Genomic DNA, 448 nt, shown 5'->3' with positions numbered 1-448 from the left:
CAGCAATGCTGTGCCAAGGAGAATGGCCATAAGGAATGCCATCGGCACCAGCCGCGCGGGGTGTCGGATCGGATGTTGGCAACTCCCACCCTTTTTAGAATCTGTAGGCCATAGTGATCTGCCGTCAACGGACACGGTTCAGGAGGCACAACCTGACGAAATCGCTGTCGATCGTCAATTCTCACCGCAATAAACGAGCACTTTCCTCTGCAGCCTGGTCGGGAAGCCCTGCACATCATCGCTTCGATCGCTTGCGAGAGCCTGAGAGGACGGGAGTGGAACTTTCCAGGCATGCTCAGCGCTGCCCTCGCACCGGCATGTCGCAGACGATCGCCACCAAGCACATTTCGGCACTGGAGGAGCGGTTGAGCGTCAAACTTCTTCACCACACGACCCGCAAGATCACCTTGGACAGGCGCTACCCGGATAGCGTCGATCGTGTTCTCTC

General features: G+C 57.6%; 1 protein-coding gene. It reads left to right on the top strand.

Going from position 1 to position 448, the window contains the following annotated elements:
• Positions 1–317: 317 nt before the first annotated feature.
• On the top strand, positions 318–448 hold a 131-nt coding region (locus tag ACFHWW_RS34285), incomplete at its 3' end, for a LysR family transcriptional regulator (protein WP_379943843.1).

This window comes from Sinorhizobium sp. P24N7, from assembly GCF_042436655.1.
Taxonomy (GTDB): Bacteria; Pseudomonadota; Alphaproteobacteria; order Rhizobiales; family Rhizobiaceae; genus Sinorhizobium; species Sinorhizobium meliloti_A.
Note: the sequence above shows the minus strand (reverse complement) of the source record. Positions and strands in the feature narration are given on the sequence as shown.